The sequence below is a fragment of the Roseivivax sp. THAF197b genome (assembly GCF_009363255.1).
Classification (GTDB): Bacteria; Pseudomonadota; Alphaproteobacteria; order Rhodobacterales; family Rhodobacteraceae; genus Roseivivax.
In genome coordinates, this window is record NZ_CP045318.1 from 3,693,382 (window position 1) to 3,711,331 (window position 17,950).

Here is a 17,950-nt window from a genome sequence, read left to right on the forward strand (position 1 = left end):
GGAAACGACGAAAAAACCGGCGCGCCGCGCGTAATTCGATGGCGATATGCCGCGCATTCGGGCTTTGATCTTTAGACTCGCGCCCTATCGTCGTAGTAACTTCGTTTTACGGATCAGACCGGGGGTACCATGCAAGACCGGACGGAACCGACCACAGACTACGACCTGTTTGTCATCGGCGGCGGCATAAACGGTTGCGGCATTGCCAGAGATGCAAGCGGCCGCGGGCTGAAGACCGCCCTGGCAGAGATGAACGACCTGGCATCCGCGACCTCGTCGGCCTCGACCAAGCTTTTCCACGGGGGCCTGCGCTACCTCGAATATTTCGAGGTGCGACTCGTGCGCGAAAGCCTGATCGAGCGCGAAACGCTTCTGCGCGCCATGCCGCATATTTCCTGGCCTATGCGCTTCGTCCTGCCCTTCCACAAGGACATGCGTTTCGACAATTCGACACCAACGTCGCGACTTCTGAACACCGTGATGCCCTGGATGAAGGGGCGGCGGCCCGGATGGCTGATCCGGCTTGGTCTCTTCATGTACGACAACCTTGGTGGGCGTGAAATCCTGCCGGGCACCAAGACGCTGGATCTGTCGAAAACGATGGAGGGCGGCCCGCTCCAGGACAAGTTCAAACACGCTTACGAATATTCCGACGCCTGGGTGCAGGATTCGCGTCTCGTCGTGCTGAATGCGCGCGACGCCGAAGCCCGCGGCGCCGATATCATGACCCGCACCAAGGTCGTCTCCGCCGATCGAGTGGACGACCATTGGGAGATCCTGATCGAGAACCGGCGCGACGGGCAGCAGCGGCGCGTGACCGCGAAGATGCTGGTCAATGCCGGCGGGCCCTGGGTCGGTGACATCATTCGCACCAAGGTCCGCTCCAACGCCAAGGAAGGCGTGCGGCTCGTTCGCGGCAGCCACATCGTGACGAGGAAGCTCTACGATCACGACAAATGCTACTTCTTCCAGGGCACGGACGGTCGGATCATCTTCGCCATCCCCTATGAGCAGGATTTCACCCTGATCGGCACCACCGACAGCGAGCAGGAAAACCCGGACAAGCGGCCGGAATGCACCGACGAGGAGATGGATTACCTCCTGAACTTCGCGTCCCAGTACTTCGAGAAGCCGGTCGCGCGGGAAGATGTCGTCTGGACCTATTCGGGTGTGCGCCCGCTTTACGATGACGGCAACAAGAGCGCGACTGCCGCAACGCGCGACTATACGCTCAAGGTCGACGATACGGGCGGCGCGCCGGTTCTCAACATCTTCGGCGGCAAGATCACGACCTATCGCCGGCTTGCGGAGCACGCGCTTGAGAAGATTGTGCCGTTCTTTCCGGGCACCAAGGGCGCCTGGACTGCGGGCGTGACCTTGCCCGGTGGCGATTTCAAGGTGGCCGAGACGCGGGGCCGGATCAAGATGCTGGTCGAGGAATATCCGTTCCTGGGCGAGAAATGGGCCGAGCGGATGATCCGCCATTACGGCACCGAAGCGTGGGAGATCCTGGGCGATGCCAAGTCGGTCGAGGATCTGGGCGAGCATTTCGGCGACACGCTCACCGAGGCCGAGGTCATGTGGCTGATCGAGAAGGAATATGCGGAAACCGCGGAGGACGTGATCTGGCGGCGGACGAAGCTCGGTCTGCGGTTGGATGAACCCGAGGTCGACGCGCTCGAGACGTTCATGAAGGACGCGATACTCGTGAAAAACAACGAGGCGGCGGAATAACACCGCCGCCTCGCAAATGCGCTGCCTCAAGCGTCAAAGGACCCGGCCCAGCGCCGGGTCCTCGTGTTTCGGGCGTCAGCCCAGCACGGACTTGATGGCTTTCGCGGTCTTGTCCGCAACCTCATCGGCCTCGGCCTCGGTCAGGCAGAAGGGCGGCGCATAGCCCAGGATATCCCCCTGCGGCATGGCGCGCGCGATGACGCCCTGCTCCAACAAAGCGGCGGCAACGCTCGGCGCGACCTTTTTCGACGCGTCGAAGAAGGTGCGCGTGTCACGGTTCTCGACCAGCTCCACCGCGCAGAGCATGCCGTCGCCCCGCACTTCGCCGACATTGGCGTGCTCGCCGACGGCCTCGGCCATGACCTTGTTGAGATACGCGCCGACCCGGCCCGCATTGGTGACAAGGTCCAGCTCGTCGATCAGCTTGAGGTTCGCGACACCTGCCGCGGCCCCGATGGGATGCGCCGAATAGGTCCAGCCGTGGCCGATGGGTCCATTCTCGTCGGTGCCCTGCTCAAGCACCTTCCACATCTTGTCCGACACGATCGAACCCGAGAGCGGCGCATAGGCCGACGTCAGGCCCTTCGCGATGGTCATCAGATCGGGTTTCAGCCCGTAATGCGTGGAGCCGAACATGGTGCCGAGACGGCCGAAGCCTGTGACGACCTCATCGGCGATCAGCAGGATATCGTGCTTCTCAAGCACGGCTTGGATCGCCTCCCAATAGCCCGCGGGCGGGGGCACGATGCCGCCAGTGCCGAGGATCGGCTCCCCGATGAAGGCCGCGATCGTGTCTGCACCTTCCTGTTCGATGAGCGCTTCCAGCTCGGCTGCGCAATGCGCGGTGAAATCCGCCTCGGTCATGGCGAGATCCGGACGGCGATAGTAATAGGGCGCCTCGGTGTGGATCACCTGGCCGAAGGGCAGATCGAACTTCTTGTGGAAGAGCTCCAGGCCCGTGAGCGAGCCGGTCATCAGACCCGACCCGTGGTAGCCACGCCAGCGCGAGATGATCTTCTTCTTCTCGGGACGGCCCAGGATGTTGTTGTAATACCAGACGAGCTTGATGTTGGTCTCGTTCGCATCCGATCCCGACAGGCCGAAATAGACCTTCGACATGTGGTCGGGCGCGCGGTCGAGGATCATCTTCGACAGCGTGATCGAGGCCTCGGTGCCGTGACCGACATAGGCGTGGTAATAGGCCAGCTCTTTCGCCTGGGCTGCGATGGCGTCGGCAATGTCCTGACGGCCGTAGCCCACATTGACGCAATAGAGACCCGCGAAGGCATCCAGCATCCGGTTGCCGTCGCGGTCTTCGATATGGCTGCCCTGACCGCCGGTGATGACCCGGTGGGGCACGTTCCCCCGCGCGAACTCGGCCAGATGGGTCGAGGGGTGGAAGAAGTTTTCGCGGTCCCACTTCTCCAGCATGTCATTCTTCAGCATTGATGCATCCTTTCGTTAACGCTCGACGGAGCGATGCCCCGTCGAAAATCCTCATGCCCAGTCGCGGCAGACGTACTTGATTTCGGTGAAGGCCTCCAAGCCCTGTCTTGCGCCCTCGCGTCCGAGACCGGATTGCTTCATGCCGCCAAATGGGATCGGCGCGCCGGTGACCTTGGTGCGGTTCACCGCGACCATGCCGAATTGCAGCTTGCGGCTGACCCGGTAGATGCGGCGCGGATCCTGGCTGTGCACATAGGCGACAAGCCCGTATTCGGTGGCGTTGGCCTTGGCGACGACCTCTTCCTCGGTATCGAAGGGCAGAATTGCCGCCACCGGGCCGAAGGTTTCTTCGCGCAGGATGTCGGCATCGTCAGGCACATCGGCCAGCACCGTCGGCGCATAGAAGAGCGGTCCCAGATCATCGCGCCGCGCGCCGCCGCATTTGAGTACCGCCCCCTTGGCCAGCGCGTCGGCCACATGCGCCTCCTGCTTGGCGACCGCCTTTTCGTTCATCAGCGGTCCGAGATCGGCATCGGCGAGACCCTTCGCCATGGTCAGCGCTTCGGTCGCGGCGGTGAATTTCTCGACGAATTCCGCGTAAAGCGGGCGCTCCACGAAGATTCGGTTCGCGCCGAGGCAATCCTGCCCGGTCGTCGCGAATTTGGCCTTGATCGTCTCTGTTACGGCCTGATCGAGGTCCGCGCCCTTGAAGACGATGACCGGCGCGTGGCCGCCAAGCTCCATGATCAGGGATTTCACGGTGCCCGCGCATTGCCGGTAAAGAAGCCGACCCACTTCGGTCGAGCCGGTGAAGGACAGAACGCGGACGCGTGGATCCTGCGTCCAAGGCTCGACAATGATCGGTGCTTCGCCGGTGACCACGTTGAACACGCCCGGCGGGAAGCCCGCGCGCTCGGCCAGCTCCGCCAGGGCTAGCGCCGAGAACGGCGTCTCGGCCGAGGGATGCGCCACGATGGTGCAGCCCGCCGCCAGCGCCGCCGCCGCCTTCCGCGTCAGCATCGCCGAGGGGAAATTCCACGGCGTGATCAGCGCGGCCACGCCCATCGGCTCGCGCCAGAGCTCCACCTCCGCATCGGGCAGATGCGAGGTCACGCCTTCGATATTCGGGCGGCGCGTTTCCTCGGCGTAGAACTCGACGAAGTCGGCGGCATAGACGATCTCGCCCCGCGCCTCGGACAGGGGCTTGCCCTGCTCGAGCGTCATCAGAAGCGCCAGATCCTCAAGATGCTCCAGCATCAGCGCATGCCAGCGGCGCAGAAGGCGCGCGCGCTCCTGCGGCAGGGTGTCGGACCAGGAGACGAAGGCGCGATCGGCGGCGTCCACGGCCTCGGTCGCATCGGCGGCGGTCAGCGACGCGACCTCGCCCAGCCATTCGCCATCGGCGGGATTGGTCACGGCAATCGCGGCACCGCCTTCGGCGCCCCGCCACTTGCCGTCGATATAGGAGAAGGGCCGGACAAGCCGCGCATCGTTGAGCGCGCCAAGCGGTGATTTGGGAAAGGTGCGATGGATGGTCATCGGAATGGGCCCTTCGAGTTGGCATCAGGAATGAGCCAAATCTACGGCGCTCCGCTCAGAAGAGGGGACCAAAGATCGCCGCGCGGGCAGAAGAAACAACCGCCGACGCCGCCCGCGCCAGAGGAATCCTCTGTCATCGGGCATTCGGCGCTTGTCGCTGCCGATCATCGCGCCCGGCGCTACTCCTCCGCGTCCAGAAGCCCGAGCGGGAGACCATAGCTCGCTTTCACGGGCTTGGTGACGATGTAGGTGTAGTAGCGCGCCAGACCGATCTCGGCGTCGAGCAGGCGGTCGATCAGTCTCTGATAGGCGTCGATATCCCGCGTGACGACCTGAATGAGGTAGTCGAAGCCACCGCCCAGCGCCCAGGCCCATGTGACCTCATCGTAGGCGCGGATGGCATCCTCGAATGCCTGGAAATCGCGGGCGCGATGGCCGTCAAGCTCGCAGGCCACGAAGACGGTCACATGCGGGCCGAACGCCTTGTAGGCGATCCGCGCGCCGTAGCCTTCGATCACACCGGCCTTTTCGAGCTTCTTCAGCCGCTCCCAGGCCGGTGTCGGAGACAGGCCCACCCGCTCGGCAAGCTCGGATTTCGTGATCCGGCCTTCCGCCGAGAGCACACGCAGAATTTCGATGTCGCGCGCATCGAGCCGAACCATGGGTCAGACCCACCCGGCACAGAACAGAGAAGGGAACATCTTGCGGCGCATAAGCGATACATGGCCCGACCGCGCAAAAATGAAAAGACGCCCTCCAAGCTTTCAACCTGTCGTGCCCTGTTTCGCCGGTCTATCGTCCCGCCATGAACACCCATGCCGATCTTGATAAGCGCCGATCCTGGGCGCGATTGGGCCTGACGCTGATCGTGGCGACCACGGGCAATATCGGCATGTGGGCGGTGATTTCGGTCCTGCCCGAGGTTGCGGCGGAGTTCGATGTCTCGCGCAGCGCGGCCTCCCTGCCCTATTCGGCCACGATGCTGGGCTTCGCGCTTGGAAATCTGGTGATCGGGCGGATCGTCGATCGCTATGGCATGGCCCTGACCCTGGCCTTCATCGGTTTGGGCCTCGCCTGTGCCTACAGCGCGGCGGCGCTTGCAGGCTCCATCCTCGTGCTGGCCCTTGTGCAATTCGTCATCGGCTTCCTGACGGCAGGCTCGTTCGGGCCGCTCATCGCCGATGTCTCGCAATGGTTCATGAAGCGGCGCGGTATCGCGGTCGGCGTGGCCGCGTCCGGCAATTACCTGTCAGGCGCGTTCTGGCCCATCGCACTTGGCTGGCTTGGCGGAGATGCGGGCTGGCGGTGGGATTACGGCGCGCTGGCTGTGGCCTCGCTGGTGATCCTCGTGCCCATGAGCGTTCTGTTCCGCACGCGGGTGGATGCGGGTGCATTGGCCGTCTCCGAAGCGCAGGCAAGCGCCCGCGCCGGATCGACAGGGCTCAGCCCGCGCCAGTTGCAATGGGCCCTCGGTATTGCCGGGATCGGCTGCTGCGTCGCGATGTCCATGCCGCAGGTTCACATCGTGGCGCTGTGCGTCGATCTGGGCTTCGGCCCGGCCGTGGGCAAGGAGATGCTGTCGCTGATGCTTCTGGGTGGCGTCGCCTCGCGTCTTGTCTCGGGCGTGCTCGCGGACCGGTTGGGCGGTATTCCGACGCTCCTGATCGGATCGGTCCTGCAATGCATCGCGCTCATCCTCTATCTGCCATCGGGCGGGCTGACCTCGCTTTATATCGTGAGCCTGATCTTCGGGCTGAGCCAGGGCGGCATCATCCCCTCCTATGCGGTCATCGTCCGCGAATACCTTCCCGCCCGCGAGGCCGGAGCGCGTGTGGGCTTCGTCATCATGATGACGATCCTCGGCATGGCCTTCGGCGGTTGGCTGTCGGGCGCGATCTATGACGCGACGGGCTCTTACGCGCTGGCTTTCTGGAACGGGATCCTCTGGAACGGGCTGAACATCGCAATCGTGGTCGCGATCCTGATGCGCTCCCGCCCGCGCCGCGCGCCGCTGCCTGCTTAAAGGTCGTAGCGCATCAGCACCTGATCCGGGCCATGGGCACGGCGTTGTCCGGTGATCCCGTCATACACCTCAAACCCTCGGCTCTGGTAATAGATCAGACCGCCTTCATTGTCGGCCCGGATGCGCGCGCTGATCCACAGGTAGCCCAGCGCGCGCGCCGCCTTCCGCGTTTCCTCGAAGAGGGCGGACCCGATCCCGAGACCGGCGCGCCCGGGCTTTGTGAAGGTCGCGATGCTACACGCCTCGGGCGGCAGATCGACATGCGGCTCAACGTACTGAAAACCGGGTATCGCGCCCGCATCGTCTTCTGCCACATGCCAGGCGGCGGCGGCGCCATGCCTGTCCATCCAATCGCCTAGGTCCGCCGCCGTGACCGGATGCGGTATCGCCGTGGCACCATCCGCACGCAGGATCTCGTTCAGAAGCTCGGCCATCTGACGCAGATCGAGCCGCCCGGCCCGGCGGACGCGGATCGTCATAGCGCCGCCAAAAGCTCCGCATGGCGCCGGGTGAAATCGGCACGCACCTCCACCGGGGGGCGCAGCGTGATCTTCAGATCACCGATGATATCCGCCGGGGGATGGCCGAAGAACCTGTCCGCCTCCGCCTCGGCAAAGCCCGCGATCTCGGTCGCCTCCATCCAGGCCGACACCTTGTCCGCGCGCTTGATCTGCCGCTTGAGGGTCTTCGCGGTGACCGCCGGAAGACCGAACCGGATGTGAATCGCCGCCGACAACCGATCGTCGAGCCGCTCGTATTCGGGCCCCACCGCAGCCTTCACCGGCGAGATCATATCGCCGATCACGTATTCGGGTGCATCATGCAGAAGCGCCGTCAGCCGGGCCGCGGCACCGGCCTTGGGGCACATGCGCGAAAACAGCGTCTCGACCAGAAGCGAATGCTCCGCCACGGAATAGGGAAAATCGCCGCGCGTCTGCCCGTTCCAGCGCGCCACGAAGGCAAGTCCATGGGCGATATCCTCGATCTCGATATCGACGGGCGTGGGGTCGAGCAGATCAAGCCTGCGGCCCGACAGCATCCGTTGCCAGGCGCGGGGCGGTTTTGGAGCCATGGCGATGTCCTTCTTGCCTTGGGTTGCCGTCACCCCGAGCGCATCGAGGCCATGCCCCATTTCTTTGCGCCGGATCGAAGGCGGCAGGTGTGGCAAGGTGGCAGGTCGCTGTCAATTGTCCTGAAAGGGTCTTGATGCTATGGCCGCTCTAACAGGATTTTTCAGGACATAGCACATGGCCAAAGACTACATCGTAAAGGACATCTCGCTTGCCGGATACGGCCGCAAGGAGTTGGATATCGCCGAGACGGAAATGCCGGGCCTGATGGCCTGCCGCGAGGAGTTCGGAGCGGAGCAACCCTTGAAAGGCGCGCGCATCGTGGGCTCGCTCCACATGACCATCCAGACCGCCGTTCTGATCGAGACGCTGACCGCCCTTGGCGCCGATGTCCGCTGGGCGTCGTGCAACATCTTCTCCACCCAGGACCACGCCGCCGCTGCCATCGCCGAGGCCGGCGTGCCGGTCTTCGCGATCAAGGGTCAGACGCTGGAAGAGCATTGGGATTACCTCGACAAGTCGTTCCAGTTTGACGACGGCCCCAACATGATCCTCGACGATGGCGGCGACGCGACGCTCTACGTGCTGCTCGGCGCGCGCGCGGAAGCGGGCGAGGACATCATCCCCGTCCCCGCCTCCGAGGAGGAAGAGGTCGTCAAGGCGCAGATCAAGAAGCGCATGGAGCAGAGCCCCGGCTGGTTCACCAAGGTGCGCGACCAGATCAAGGGCGTCTCCGAAGAGACGACGACCGGCGTCAACCGCCTCTATCAACTGGTCAAGGAAGGCCAGCTGCCCTTCCCCGCGATCAACGTCAACGACAGCGTCACCAAGTCGAAATTCGACAACAAGTATGGCTGCAAGGAAAGCCTCGTCGACGGCATCCGCCGCGCCACAGACACGATGATGGCCGGCAAGGTCGCGGTCGTTCTGGGCTACGGCGACGTGGGCAAGGGCTCGGCGGCAAGCTTGCGCGGTGCGGGCGCGCGCGTGAAGGTGACCGAGGTCGATCCGATCTGTGCGCTTCAGGCGGCCATGGACGGCTTCGAGGTCGTGCTGCTGGAAGACGTGATCGACAGCGCGGACATCTTCATCACCACGACCGGCAACAAGGACGTCATCCGCATCGAGCATATGCGCGAGATGAAGGACATGGCGATCGTCGGCAATATCGGCCATTTCGACAATGAAATTCAGGTGGCGAACCTGAAGAACCACAAATGGACCAACATCAAGGACCAGGTGGACATGATCGAGATGCCCTCGGGCAACCGCATCATCCTGCTCTCCGAGGGTCGTCTTCTGAACCTCGGCAACGCCACGGGGCATCCGTCCTTCGTGATGTCGGCGTCCTTCACCAACCAGGTTCTGGCGCAGATCGAGCTGTGGAAGAATGGCGGCGAGTACGAGAACAAGGTCTACATCCTGCCCAAGCATCTGGATGAAAAGGTCGCGCGTCTGCATCTCGACCGGATCGGCGTGAAGCTGACCCCGCTCGCCCCCGAGCAGGCCGCCTATATCGGCGTCTCGCCCGAAGGCCCCTTCAAGCCCGAGCATTATCGCTACTGACGTTGCGTCCTGCGGGAACCTGCCGAGGCGTCGGCTGAAACCCGCAGAATTATGCATCTGCAGCATAGGCCCCGTCCGAAACCTCGGGCGGGGCCTCGTTGTTGTGGGGTCATAGCAACCGTGACCAAGGAGGCACGAAAGCAATGACCCTGAAGACCCTCATGATGAGCGCGGCAACCGCCGCATTGTTGGCCGGTGGCGCAGTGCATGCGCAGGACACGACCGAGCCGGAAACCGAAACCGAAGCGCCGATGGAAGACACCGATTCGACCATGGGCACGTCCGAGGCAGAAAACGGCATGGCGACCGACGCGCCGGTCGCGGAAGAGGCCGAAGACGGGATGGAAACCGACACTGACATGGCCGAAGACGAGCCTATGAGCCTCGAAGCCATGACGGTCGGCGAAGTCATCGGCCTCCCGGTTCAGAGCACGGACGGCGACAGCATCGGCGAGATCGACTACCTTATCGAAGGCGATAGCGGGCTCGAGGCCGTCATCGGCATCGGCGGCTTCCTGGGCCTTGGTGAATACACCGTTGCCCTGCCGCTCGACACGTTCGACTTCAATCCCGATGAGCAGGTCCTGACCCTTGCCGCGACCAAGGACGAACTGACCGACCGGCAAGAATTCGACGAAAGCGGTGTCGAAAGCCTGCCGGACGATATGCTCATAGGCTCGATGATGGGCAGCGGTGAAGTCGACGCATCCAGCATGGGTGCAACCGGCGATGAAGCGATGTCCGACACGGAAGACAGGGACACGACCGGCGATACGTCTGCCACATCTGGCACCATGACCGAGGAAGATGGCTCCGTCACGGACGGCCAATCCTCCATGTCGGACGAGGAAGACAACGACGCCATGGCAGCGCCCGAGGCGGAAACGGAATCTGAAGGCGCCGAAACGGAAGACGAAGACTAAGTCGTTTCGGGCAAGTAACTGCCCGACACGCACGACACGTAAGATGCCCTGCGCCACCGCGCGGGGCATTTTTCCTTGAGAATGTCGAATCACACCGCTTAACCTTCGCGGCGGGAGGCCAGAGTGGGACTTCCGAGGAAATGTACAGGACAGGTGTGATGGGAAAACGCGACGAATTGATCGAGAAATACGCAGACGATCTTCGCAACAAGTGCGGCATGCAGCCGGATATGGACCTACTGACCAAGGTCACGATCGGCTGCGGCCCGGCGATCTACAATGACGATGCCTCCACCGTTGCCGGATCGGACAAGGCCGAGCTCGAGACGATCAAGAAGAATTTCCTGATGAAGAAGCTCGGACTGCCCGACAGCCCCGACCTGATGGCAGGCATCGATTCCGTGATCGAAACCTATGGCCGGTCAGAGCGCAGCAAGTACCGCGCCGTCGTATATTACATGCTGACGAAGCACTTCAACAAAGACGCGGTCTATAGCTGATCGCGCGACATTCAGTGTCATGAGAACGCCCCGCGCCACCCGGCCGGGGCGTTTTTCGCGGGAACAGAGCCTGTATCAGGCCTCGATGCCGCCCAGCGCGCAGACAAAGCGCCATTCCTCTTCGGTCACCGGCTGCACCGAAAGCCGCGCCTGTTTCACGAGCGCCATTTCCGACAGCCGCTCATCCCCCTTGATCTGATCGAGCGTGACCGGCGATTTGAAAGCGCTCACCGCCTTGATATCCACGCAGTCCCAGCGCGCATCGTCGGTCGTGCTGTCGGGATGCGCCTCGGCGATCACCTCGACGATGCCGACAACCGCCTTTTCCTTTTGCGAGTGGTAGAAGAAGCCACGGTCGCCCATCCGCATCTCTCGCATGAAGTTGCGCGCCTGGTAGTTGCGCACGCCATCCCATTCCTCGCCCGCATCGCCCTTCGCGACCTGATCGTCCCAAGACCAGGTGGAGGGCTCGGATTTGAAGAGCCAGTAGCGCATCAGCCGATCACCCGGTTCCATTCCAGCATCTCGACTGAGGCGAAAAGCCCGGCCTTGGCATAAGGATCGTCGGCGGCCCAGGCCTCGGCTGCGGCCATATCCGGCAGATCGAGGACGAGGATCGACCCGGCCATCGCGCCATCTTCCATGATGGGCCCGGCCTGTTGCACGCATCCGGTGTCTTTCAGATAGGCGAGATGCGCCTCCCGGTTGCTTTTGCGGATCTCCAGCGCGCCGGGTTTGTCCCGCGCAATCAAAACAACGAGCATCGTCTCATCCTTCCATCAAAGTTCAGGCCTTGGCCCCTTTTTTGCCCGACCCGACCAGGGGGGCCGCACCGGGATCGAGCGGCCAGCGCGGCCGGGCTTTCAGGGCCATATCGGATCTGTGACCTGCCGCGAAAAGCTCGGATCCGGCATAGGCGATCATTGCGGCATTATCCGTACAAAGCGCCAGAGGTGGCGCCATGAACGCAACGCCTGCATCCCTGCAAAGCGTCTCTAACTCTGCCCGGATTGCCGTATTAGCGGCAACACCGCCTGCAATGGCAAAGGCCGGTTCGGATGGCTTCCGCTCCAGATAGATCGCAAGGGCCCGTCGCGTCTTTTCGGTCAGAACATCGCGGATCGCAGACTGGAACCCTGCGCAGAGATCGGCACGGTCCGTCGTGGTCAGGCCGCCCTTTTCCGCAACGATCCGGTCCCGCTCGCGCAGAAGCGCGGTCTTGAGCCCGGAAAAGCTCATGTCGCAGCCGGGCCGGTCCAGAAGCGGCCGCGGAAATCGAAAGCGCGCCGCGTCGCCATCGCGCGCCGCAGCCTCAACCGACGGGCCGCCCGGTTGCGGCAAACCCAGAAGCCGCGCGGTCTTGTCGAAGGCCTCGCCGGGCGCGTCGTCGATCGTCCCGCCCAGCCGTTCGAAACTGTCTGGGCCATGCGCGATCAGAAACTGGCAATGCCCGCCCGAAATCAGCAGCATCAGGTAGGGATACGCCAGATCGTCCGTCAGCCGAGGGGTCAGCGCATGCCCCGCGAGGTGATTGACCCCGATCAGCGGCTTGCCCGCGCCCGCAGCAAGGCCCTTGGCGCACATCACTCCTGACAGCACGCCCCCGATCAGGCCCGGACCCGCCGTCACGGCAATTGCATCGACGTCACGCAAACCAATCCCGGCTTCCAACAGAGCCTGTTCAACCGCAATATCCAGCTTTTCGGCATGGGCGCGCGCAGCAATTTCGGGAACGACCCCGCCGAAGGCCGCGTGCAACTCGGCCTGACCCATGACCACATTGGACAGGATCTCGCGCCCGCGCAGCACCGCGGCCGACGTGTCATCGCAGCTACTTTCCAGTCCGAGGACGATCAAAGGGGCGTTCATAGAGCATATCCGTTGCGCCGAAGCAGCCCACGGGGTAGCACCAATCAAGGCCGAGCCACAATATCGGCGGTATGCATGCCCTCTCCGATCCTTCTTCTGACCAGACCTGACGCCGCCGCGAACGCCTTCGCTGGCGAGCTGGAAGTCGAGGGGATTCGGCCCGAGAGCATCCTGATCAGCCCGTTGATCGAGATCTCCTTCACACGGCAGCTGCCTGATATGGCACCATATCTCGGTTTGATCTTCACCTCCGCGAACGGTGTGCACGCGTATCGCGACGCAGGCGGGCCCTACCGCGACATTTGCTTCACCGTTGGCGATGCCACCGCGAGGGCAGCGCGGGAGGCGGGTCTGCATCCTGTCTCGGCGCAAGGGTCCGCCTCCGATCTGACAGCGCTCATATTGCGCGAAGCACCCGCTGGGCCGCTCCTGCATCTACGGGGTGAACACAGCCGCGGCGCGGTGGCGGAAACGCTGAATTCTGCCGGAATAGAGACGAATTCAGCCGTTCTCTACGCGCAAGAACTCGTACCGCTCAGCAAGGCGGCGCGCGATGCGCTGAATGGAAAGCTGCCGGTGGTGGCACCGTTCTTTTCGCCGCGTACGGCGCGGGCCTTCGCGGATCATGGCCCTTTCACCGCGCCGCTTTATCTTGCGGCAATGAGCGAAGCGGTTGCAGCACCGCTTCAACCATTGGGCGCCATGGCCCTCGAGACTGCCGCCCAACCGAACGGCACTTCCTTGCGACGGACCGTCAAGGGTTTGTGGCAAAAGGCGCAATCGCTTGAGGGCGGGGATGCAGGCCAGTAAGGTCATAAAAATGCCAGCGCATCGGTCGCTGGAACAGATTCGAAAGGGAAGGACCGTTGGCGAGATCGAAAAAGCCCAGGGGGGCCAAGAACGCAAACGTCCAGACCAGCGGTCAGGACGACGCAATGGCGGCGGCTGAGAACAAGGAAGACGTGTCGCCGGACACATCCACGCCGAAGCCTGAGACAGACGCAACTGCCACCGAAGACACTGGCGCGGACAGCATTGCCAGCGCGGACGACACGGTGACCGCCTCGGATCAGACGGACACCATCGCGTCTGATGCGGACACGGGCACCGACACGATCGACGCTGCATCTGGCGACACGCAAGGCATCGAGGCTGACGCGGACGAGGCCAAGACCGGTGAACCGGAAGAGACGATCTCGGATATCAACGAGGCCGAAGCGTTAAGCGCCGCAGATCCGGAACCCGCGCTCACCGACAATGACGCAAGCACGACATCCGAGACCACGGATGACGACGCGACGTCCGATGCCGCAACGGCGATCCCGCCCGCGGGCGCCGATCCCGAAGGCACCGGGCCTGCAGATTACGAACCATCCACCGCACCGGTCCCGGTCGTGCATGAGAAAGTGATCGAGCGGAAAGGCGGCTTCTTTCCGATGCTCTTGGGTGGCGTCGTCGCGGCGGGCCTCGGGTTCACGCTGTCGCAATATCTTGGCGGCGATCTTTTCGGTGCGAATGACGAGTTTGCCAACGAGACACGCGCAGCCTTGACCGCACAGACCGATAGCCTTGATGCGCTGAACGGACGGATCGACGGGCTCGAATCCTCGATCCCCGAGATTGACCTCACATCGGTGGAAAGCGCGATTGCGACCCTGAGCGCGCGCAGCGAAGAGCTGGGTGTCCAGATCGGCGATCTCTCGGGTCAGCTGACAGCGCTGCAGGATAGCGCGAACTCACTTGGCGACCGCGTGGGCGAGCTTGAAAAAGCCCCCATGGAAGCGGCTGTCTCGCCTGCCGCGATCGAGGCCTACGAACAGGAAATCGCCCGCCTGCGCGGCGAAGTTACTGCCACTCTGTCAGATGTCGAAACTCAGCGGCAGGAAATCTCCGCCATGGCGGAAACCGCCGTCGCCGCCGAGCGCGCGGCCGAAGATCGGGCAATGCGGGCCGAACTGCGCACCGCGCTTGCAACCCTGACCGCCGACCTCGATGCCGGGCGCCCCTTTGCAACGGCGTTGGAGCCTCTGGCCGCGTCGGACATGGTGACCGTGCCGGAGGTTCTGTCGGCCAATGCCGCTGACGGGATCGCAACGCAGGCGGAGCTTATCGCGGATTATCCGGACTCAGCACGGGCGGCCCTGGCAGCCGCGCGGGACACGGAGGACGCGGAAGGCGGCAACCCGCTTGCGGGCTTCCTCGCTGAACAGCTGGGCGCACGCTCCGTCACACCGCGCGATGGCGACAGCGCGGATGCGGTTCTGTCCCGTGCGGAAGCTGCGGTAAAAGGCGGTGATCTGGAGACAGCGCTCAACGAAATCTCCACCCTGTCCGAACCTGCCCAGGCAGCAGTTGCGGATTGGGTAACACGCGCCGAGACGCGGGCCGCGGCACTTGCCGCGACCGAGACGCTCTCGGACGAATTGGATACGGAATAAGGGTCGGTTCATGCTCTGGTCACTCATAAAGATCGTTCTTTTCGTCGCCATCGTCGCGGCGCTGACCCTCGGTGCCAGCTACCTTCTGGAAGCCGAAGGCGGCATCCAGATCACCGTCGCGGGGATGGAATTCACCTTCGGACCGCTGCAATCCGTGATCGCCGCGGTGGTCCTGTTCGTCGCTGTCTGGCTTTTGCTGAAGATCGTGTCGCTGCTGATCGCGGTTCTGAAATTCATCAATGGCGACGAGACGGCGATCACCCGGTATTTCGACCGCAATCGCGAGCGGAAAGGCTACCAGGCGCTTGGCGACGGGTTGACGGCGCTGGCCTCAGGCGAGGGGCGCGTTGCCCTGGCCAAGGCGCAGAAAGCGGAACGCTATCTCAACAAACCGGAAGTCACCGACATCCTGGCTGCACAGGCCGCCGAACAGGTCGGAGACAGCCGCAGGGCCGAGGATATCTACAAGCGGCTTCTCAAGAACGACGCCACACGTTTCGTCGGCGTACGCGGCATCATGAAGCAGCGAATCGCCCGGGGCGACACCGATACCGCGCTGCAACTGGCCAAGCGCGCCTTCGCGCTGAAGCCCAAGCATGAAGAGATGCAGGATACCCTCCTGCAGCTTCAGGCCAAGAAGGCCGACTGGGCCGGGGCGCGCAAGACGCTGCAAGCCAAGCTGAAATACGGCAACATGCCGCGCGACCTGCACAAGCGGCGCGATGCCGTGCTGGCCCTGTCGGAGGCGAAGGACATCCTCGACGAGGGCAAGGATGTCGAAGCGCGGGAAGCGGCGATCAGCGCCAACAAGACCTCGCCGGATCTGGTGCCCGCCGCAACGATGGCCGCACGCGGATACATCGCCGATGGGCGCAAGAAGAACGCCGCGCGACTTCTGAAAAAGGCGTGGCAGGCGCAGCCGCATCCCGACCTCGCCGCCGCCTTTGCCGAGATCGAGCCCGCGGAAAGCCCGGCCGAGCGCCTGAAGCGGTTCCGCACCCTGACATCGATCCATGCGGATCATCGCGAATCGAAGCTTCTGCTTGCCGAACTGAACCTCGCCGCGGAGGATTTCCCCGGCGCGCGGCGCGCCATTGGCGATCTGTGGGAAACCGATCCCGATGCCCGTGTTCTGACGATCATGGCCGCGATCGAGCGGGGCGAAGGCACGGAGGACGCGATCGTGCGCGGATGGCTCGCAAAGGCGCTGACCGCGCCGCGCGGTCCGCAATGGGTCTGCGAGAACTGCAACAACATCCAGACCGAGTGGTCGCCCGTCTGCAACAATTGCGACGCCTTCGATACGCTGAGCTGGAAGACCCCGCCGCGCACGGATGTGAGCCTGCCGGGCGGTGCCGAGATGCTGCCGCTTCTGGTCGGACCGTCGACCATGCCCGAAGAGGAACGCCCCCAGCCCGACCCGCTGGACGAAGTCGTGCCCGAGCAAAGCGAGATTCCCGATGCGGAAATCGCTGATCAGGCCAACGCCGACAAGGACGCAGACGGGGCAGAGGCACAAAAGGCCACCTGACCCTCTTCCCATCCCCCGTGCGCGGTGCTATGTGCCCGCGCACGGAAATTGGGCCGCTGTAGCTCAGCTGGTAGAGCACGTCATTCGTAATGATGGGGTCGGGGGTTCGAGTCCCTTCAGCGGCACCACTTCCGCGCCACCTTCGGCGCAATCACTTCCCCGAATATTCCCGGTACCAGGTCACGAATTCCCGGATACCTTTCCGGAAATCCGTCTGCGGGCGATAGCCAGTCAAGGCCTGCAAAAGCGACGCATCGGCCCAGGTGGCAGGCACATCGCCGGGCTGGATATCCATGAAGTTGATCTTGGCCTTCATGCCCAGCGCGTCTTCGATCCCGGCGACGAAATCCAGAAGCCGCACCTTGTCCGAATTGCCGATATTCACCACGCGGAACGGAGCGACCGGGCTCAGGTTGTCGCCCTCGACACGGGTCTCCTCGCCGCCCGGAACCGCATCCATCAGAAGGCGGATACCGCGCACGAGGTCATCGATATAGGTGAAGTCGCGGTACATATCGCCGTGATTGTAGACGTCGATCTCGCGCCCATCGAGCATGCGGTCCACAAACTTGTAGAGCGCAAGATCCGGACGACCCCAGGGCCCATAGACCGTGAAGAACCGGAACATCGTGATTGGCACGCCGTGAATATGCGCCCAGCTATGCCCCATGCTTTCATTCGCCTTCTTTGAGGCGGAATACATGGTCAGCTGCGTGTCGGCCTTGTCCGTTTCCTTGAACGGCATCTCGGTATTCGCGCCGTAGACCGAGGAAGTGGACGCCATGAGCAGGTGCTGCACCTCGTGCCGCCGCGCCACCTCCATCACGGAGAAGGTGCCCATCACGTTGGAGGTCAGGTAGGCCTTTGGGTTTTCCAGCGAGTACCGCACACCCGCCTGCGCCGCGAGATGCACGATGATCTCGGGCTCGAACGCATCCGCAGCCGCGTCGAAATCGTCCTGATCCTCAAGCTGCGCTTCGGTGGCGGTAAATCCCGGCTTCTGCAGCAGGATCCCGTGACGGCGCTGCTTCAGGCGAACGTCGTAATAATCGTTCATGCCGTCATAGCCGTGCACGACATGGCCCTCATCCAGCAAAAGCCGGGCCAGGTGGAAACCGATAAACCCGGCGGAGCCGGTCACAAGAACACGCGTCATAATAAATCTCTCTGTCGGTCTAAGTCTGCGTAAAGTCTCTACCTTCGCATGAAAAGCGCGAAAGCCAATGGATCATCGCGCCATCTCGGGCGTTCAGTTTCCCGTGACATCCTGCATTCCATTTTGCACCTCTTTGCGCAAACCGGGATAGTCCT

17 protein-coding genes and 1 tRNA gene are annotated in these 17,950 nt (G+C 63.2%); 9 read left to right on the forward strand and 9 right to left on the reverse strand.

All coding sequences use genetic code 11. From position 1 onward, the window contains the following. The first annotated feature begins 129 nt into the window (after window positions 1–129). Window positions 130–1,734: a glycerol-3-phosphate dehydrogenase gene (gene glpD, locus FIV09_RS17655; RefSeq protein ID WP_152452074.1), complete on the forward strand. Its 1,605-nt coding sequence runs from the start codon at window positions 130–132 to the stop codon at window positions 1,732–1,734. Between the two features lie 75 nt (window positions 1,735–1,809). On the opposite strand, the gene FIV09_RS17660 is transcribed toward glpD, so the two are convergent. From FIV09_RS17660 to FIV09_RS17670, 3 genes are all read right to left on the reverse strand, one after another. Next, on the reverse strand, window positions 1,810–3,180 hold the full coding sequence (locus FIV09_RS17660; protein WP_152452076.1) for an aspartate aminotransferase family protein: 1,371 nt from the start codon (window positions 3,178–3,180) through the stop codon (window positions 1,810–1,812). A 51-nt stretch (window positions 3,181–3,231) separates the two neighbouring features. Then, a complete protein-coding gene (locus FIV09_RS17665; RefSeq protein ID WP_152452078.1) occupies window positions 3,232–4,719 on the reverse strand; it encodes an NAD-dependent succinate-semialdehyde dehydrogenase in 1,488 nt (495 codons plus the stop codon). 179 nt (window positions 4,720–4,898) lie between these two features. Beyond that, on the reverse strand, window positions 4,899–5,381 hold the full coding sequence (locus FIV09_RS17670) for an Lrp/AsnC family transcriptional regulator (protein WP_152452080.1): 483 nt from the start codon (window positions 5,379–5,381) through the stop codon (window positions 4,899–4,901). 143 nt (window positions 5,382–5,524) lie between these two features. On the opposite strand from FIV09_RS17670, the gene FIV09_RS17675 reads away from it, so the two are divergent. After that, on the forward strand, window positions 5,525–6,742 hold the full coding sequence (locus FIV09_RS17675; RefSeq protein WP_152452082.1) for an MFS transporter: 1,218 nt from the start codon (window positions 5,525–5,527) through the stop codon (window positions 6,740–6,742). On the opposite strand, the gene FIV09_RS17680 is transcribed toward FIV09_RS17675, so the two are convergent. Further along, window positions 6,739–7,221 carry a GNAT family N-acetyltransferase gene (locus tag FIV09_RS17680; RefSeq protein WP_152452084.1) on the reverse strand — a complete coding sequence of 161 codons (483 nt, stop codon included), beginning with the start codon at window positions 7,219–7,221 and terminating at the stop codon, window positions 6,739–6,741. The two genes, FIV09_RS17675 and FIV09_RS17680, sit on opposite strands and share 4 nt — an antisense overlap. After that, entirely contained in the window at window positions 7,218–7,814 is a 597-nt protein-coding gene (locus FIV09_RS17685; RefSeq protein WP_152452721.1) for an HD family hydrolase, read from the reverse strand. Before FIV09_RS17685 ends, FIV09_RS17680 begins: the two co-directional genes overlap by 4 nt. A 175-nt stretch (window positions 7,815–7,989) precedes the next feature. Here FIV09_RS17685 and ahcY point away from each other — a divergent pair, with 175 nt between their 5' ends. The 3 genes from ahcY (at window position 7,990) to FIV09_RS17700 (ending at window position 10,801) form a co-directional block, all read left to right on the forward strand. Next, window positions 7,990–9,378 carry an adenosylhomocysteinase gene (gene ahcY / locus FIV09_RS17690; protein ID WP_152452086.1) on the forward strand — a complete coding sequence of 463 codons (1,389 nt, stop codon included), beginning with the start codon at window positions 7,990–7,992 and terminating at the stop codon, window positions 9,376–9,378. 143 nt (window positions 9,379–9,521) lie between these two features. Continuing rightward, complete coding sequence (locus FIV09_RS17695; protein ID WP_152452088.1) at window positions 9,522–10,301, forward strand: PRC-barrel domain-containing protein; 780 nt, start codon at window positions 9,522–9,524, stop codon at window positions 10,299–10,301. A 158-nt stretch (window positions 10,302–10,459) separates the two neighbouring features. Further along, window positions 10,460–10,801 carry a DUF2853 family protein gene (locus FIV09_RS17700; protein WP_152452090.1) on the forward strand — a complete coding sequence of 114 codons (342 nt, stop codon included), beginning with the start codon at window positions 10,460–10,462 and terminating at the stop codon, window positions 10,799–10,801. A gap of 75 nt (window positions 10,802–10,876) precedes the next feature. Here FIV09_RS17700 and FIV09_RS17705 read toward each other — a convergent pair whose 3' ends face one another. Genes FIV09_RS17705 through tsaD form a run of 3 tightly spaced genes read right to left on the reverse strand, consistent with a single transcriptional unit; the run spans window position 10,877 to window position 12,670 of the window. After that, the gene (locus FIV09_RS17705) at window positions 10,877–11,296 is read right to left on the reverse strand and encodes an EVE domain-containing protein (RefSeq protein ID WP_152452092.1); all 420 of its coding nucleotides are present in this window, start codon (window positions 11,294–11,296) and stop codon (window positions 10,877–10,879) included. Continuing rightward, window positions 11,296–11,565, reverse strand: a complete 270-nt coding sequence (locus FIV09_RS17710; RefSeq protein ID WP_152452094.1) for a YciI family protein — start codon at window positions 11,563–11,565, stop codon at window positions 11,296–11,298. Before FIV09_RS17710 ends, FIV09_RS17705 begins: the two co-directional genes overlap by 1 nt. 22 nt (window positions 11,566–11,587) lie before the next feature. Then, window positions 11,588–12,670, reverse strand: coding sequence for a tRNA (adenosine(37)-N6)-threonylcarbamoyltransferase complex transferase subunit TsaD (gene tsaD, locus FIV09_RS17715; protein WP_152452096.1), 1,083 nt, complete (start codon window positions 12,668–12,670; stop codon window positions 11,588–11,590). Between the two features lie 75 nt (window positions 12,671–12,745). Here tsaD and FIV09_RS17720 point away from each other — a divergent pair, with 75 nt between their 5' ends. From FIV09_RS17720 to FIV09_RS17735, 4 genes are all read left to right on the forward strand, one after another. After that, complete coding sequence (locus tag FIV09_RS17720; RefSeq protein ID WP_152452098.1) at window positions 12,746–13,480, forward strand: uroporphyrinogen-III synthase; 735 nt, start codon at window positions 12,746–12,748, stop codon at window positions 13,478–13,480. Window positions 13,481–13,605: 125 nt separating this feature from the next. Next, a complete protein-coding gene (locus tag FIV09_RS17725; RefSeq protein ID WP_152452100.1) occupies window positions 13,606–15,108 on the forward strand; it encodes a hypothetical protein in 1,503 nt (500 codons plus the stop codon). Window positions 15,109–15,118: 10 nt separating this feature from the next. Next, complete coding sequence (locus FIV09_RS17730) at window positions 15,119–16,639, forward strand: heme biosynthesis protein HemY (RefSeq protein ID WP_152452102.1); 1,521 nt, start codon at window positions 15,119–15,121, stop codon at window positions 16,637–16,639. A 52-nt stretch (window positions 16,640–16,691) separates the two neighbouring features. Continuing rightward, a tRNA-Thr gene (locus FIV09_RS17735) sits at window positions 16,692–16,767 on the forward strand. Between the two features lie 23 nt (window positions 16,768–16,790). On the opposite strand, the gene FIV09_RS17740 is transcribed toward FIV09_RS17735, so the two are convergent. Then, the gene (locus FIV09_RS17740) at window positions 16,791–17,795 is read right to left on the reverse strand and encodes an NAD-dependent epimerase/dehydratase family protein (RefSeq protein ID WP_152452104.1); all 1,005 of its coding nucleotides are present in this window, start codon (window positions 17,793–17,795) and stop codon (window positions 16,791–16,793) included. Between the last annotated feature and the right edge of the window lie 155 nt (window positions 17,796–17,950).

Excerpts from the sequence above, each read along its gene's own strand:
- FIV09_RS17660 (WP_152452076.1), bottom strand. The coding sequence starts at position 3,180 with ATGCTGAAGAATGACATGCTGGAGAAGTGGGACCGCGAAAACTTCTTC.
- FIV09_RS17730 (WP_152452102.1), top strand. The coding sequence starts at position 15,119 with ATGCTCTGGTCACTCATAAAGATCGTTCTTTTCGTCGCCATCGTCGCG.
- FIV09_RS17700 (WP_152452090.1), top strand. The coding sequence starts at position 10,460 with ATGGGAAAACGCGACGAATTGATCGAGAAATACGCAGACGATCTTCGC.
- FIV09_RS17705 (WP_152452092.1), bottom strand. The coding sequence starts at position 11,296 with ATGCGCTACTGGCTCTTCAAATCCGAGCCCTCCACCTGGTCTTGGGAC.
- tsaD (WP_152452096.1), bottom strand. The coding sequence starts at position 12,670 with ATGAACGCCCCTTTGATCGTCCTCGGACTGGAAAGTAGCTGCGATGAC.
- FIV09_RS17725 (WP_152452100.1), top strand. The coding sequence starts at position 13,606 with ATGGCGGCGGCTGAGAACAAGGAAGACGTGTCGCCGGACACATCCACG.
- FIV09_RS17720 (WP_152452098.1), top strand. The coding sequence starts at position 12,746 with ATGCCCTCTCCGATCCTTCTTCTGACCAGACCTGACGCCGCCGCGAAC.
- FIV09_RS17740 (WP_152452104.1), bottom strand. The coding sequence starts at position 17,795 with ATGACGCGTGTTCTTGTGACCGGCTCCGCCGGGTTTATCGGTTTCCAC.
- FIV09_RS17670 (WP_152452080.1), bottom strand. The coding sequence starts at position 5,381 with ATGGTTCGGCTCGATGCGCGCGACATCGAAATTCTGCGTGTGCTCTCG.
- ahcY (WP_152452086.1), top strand. The coding sequence starts at position 7,990 with ATGGCCAAAGACTACATCGTAAAGGACATCTCGCTTGCCGGATACGGC.
- FIV09_RS17680 (WP_152452084.1), bottom strand. The coding sequence starts at position 7,221 with ATGACGATCCGCGTCCGCCGGGCCGGGCGGCTCGATCTGCGTCAGATG.
- FIV09_RS17710 (WP_152452094.1), bottom strand. The coding sequence starts at position 11,565 with ATGCTCGTTGTTTTGATTGCGCGGGACAAACCCGGCGCGCTGGAGATC.
- FIV09_RS17665 (WP_152452078.1), bottom strand. The coding sequence starts at position 4,719 with ATGACCATCCATCGCACCTTTCCCAAATCACCGCTTGGCGCGCTCAAC.
- FIV09_RS17685 (WP_152452721.1), bottom strand. The coding sequence starts at position 7,814 with ATGGCTCCAAAACCGCCCCGCGCCTGGCAACGGATGCTGTCGGGCCGC.
- FIV09_RS17675 (WP_152452082.1), top strand. The coding sequence starts at position 5,525 with ATGAACACCCATGCCGATCTTGATAAGCGCCGATCCTGGGCGCGATTG.
- glpD (WP_152452074.1), top strand. The coding sequence starts at position 130 with ATGCAAGACCGGACGGAACCGACCACAGACTACGACCTGTTTGTCATC.
- FIV09_RS17695 (WP_152452088.1), top strand. The coding sequence starts at position 9,522 with ATGACCCTGAAGACCCTCATGATGAGCGCGGCAACCGCCGCATTGTTG.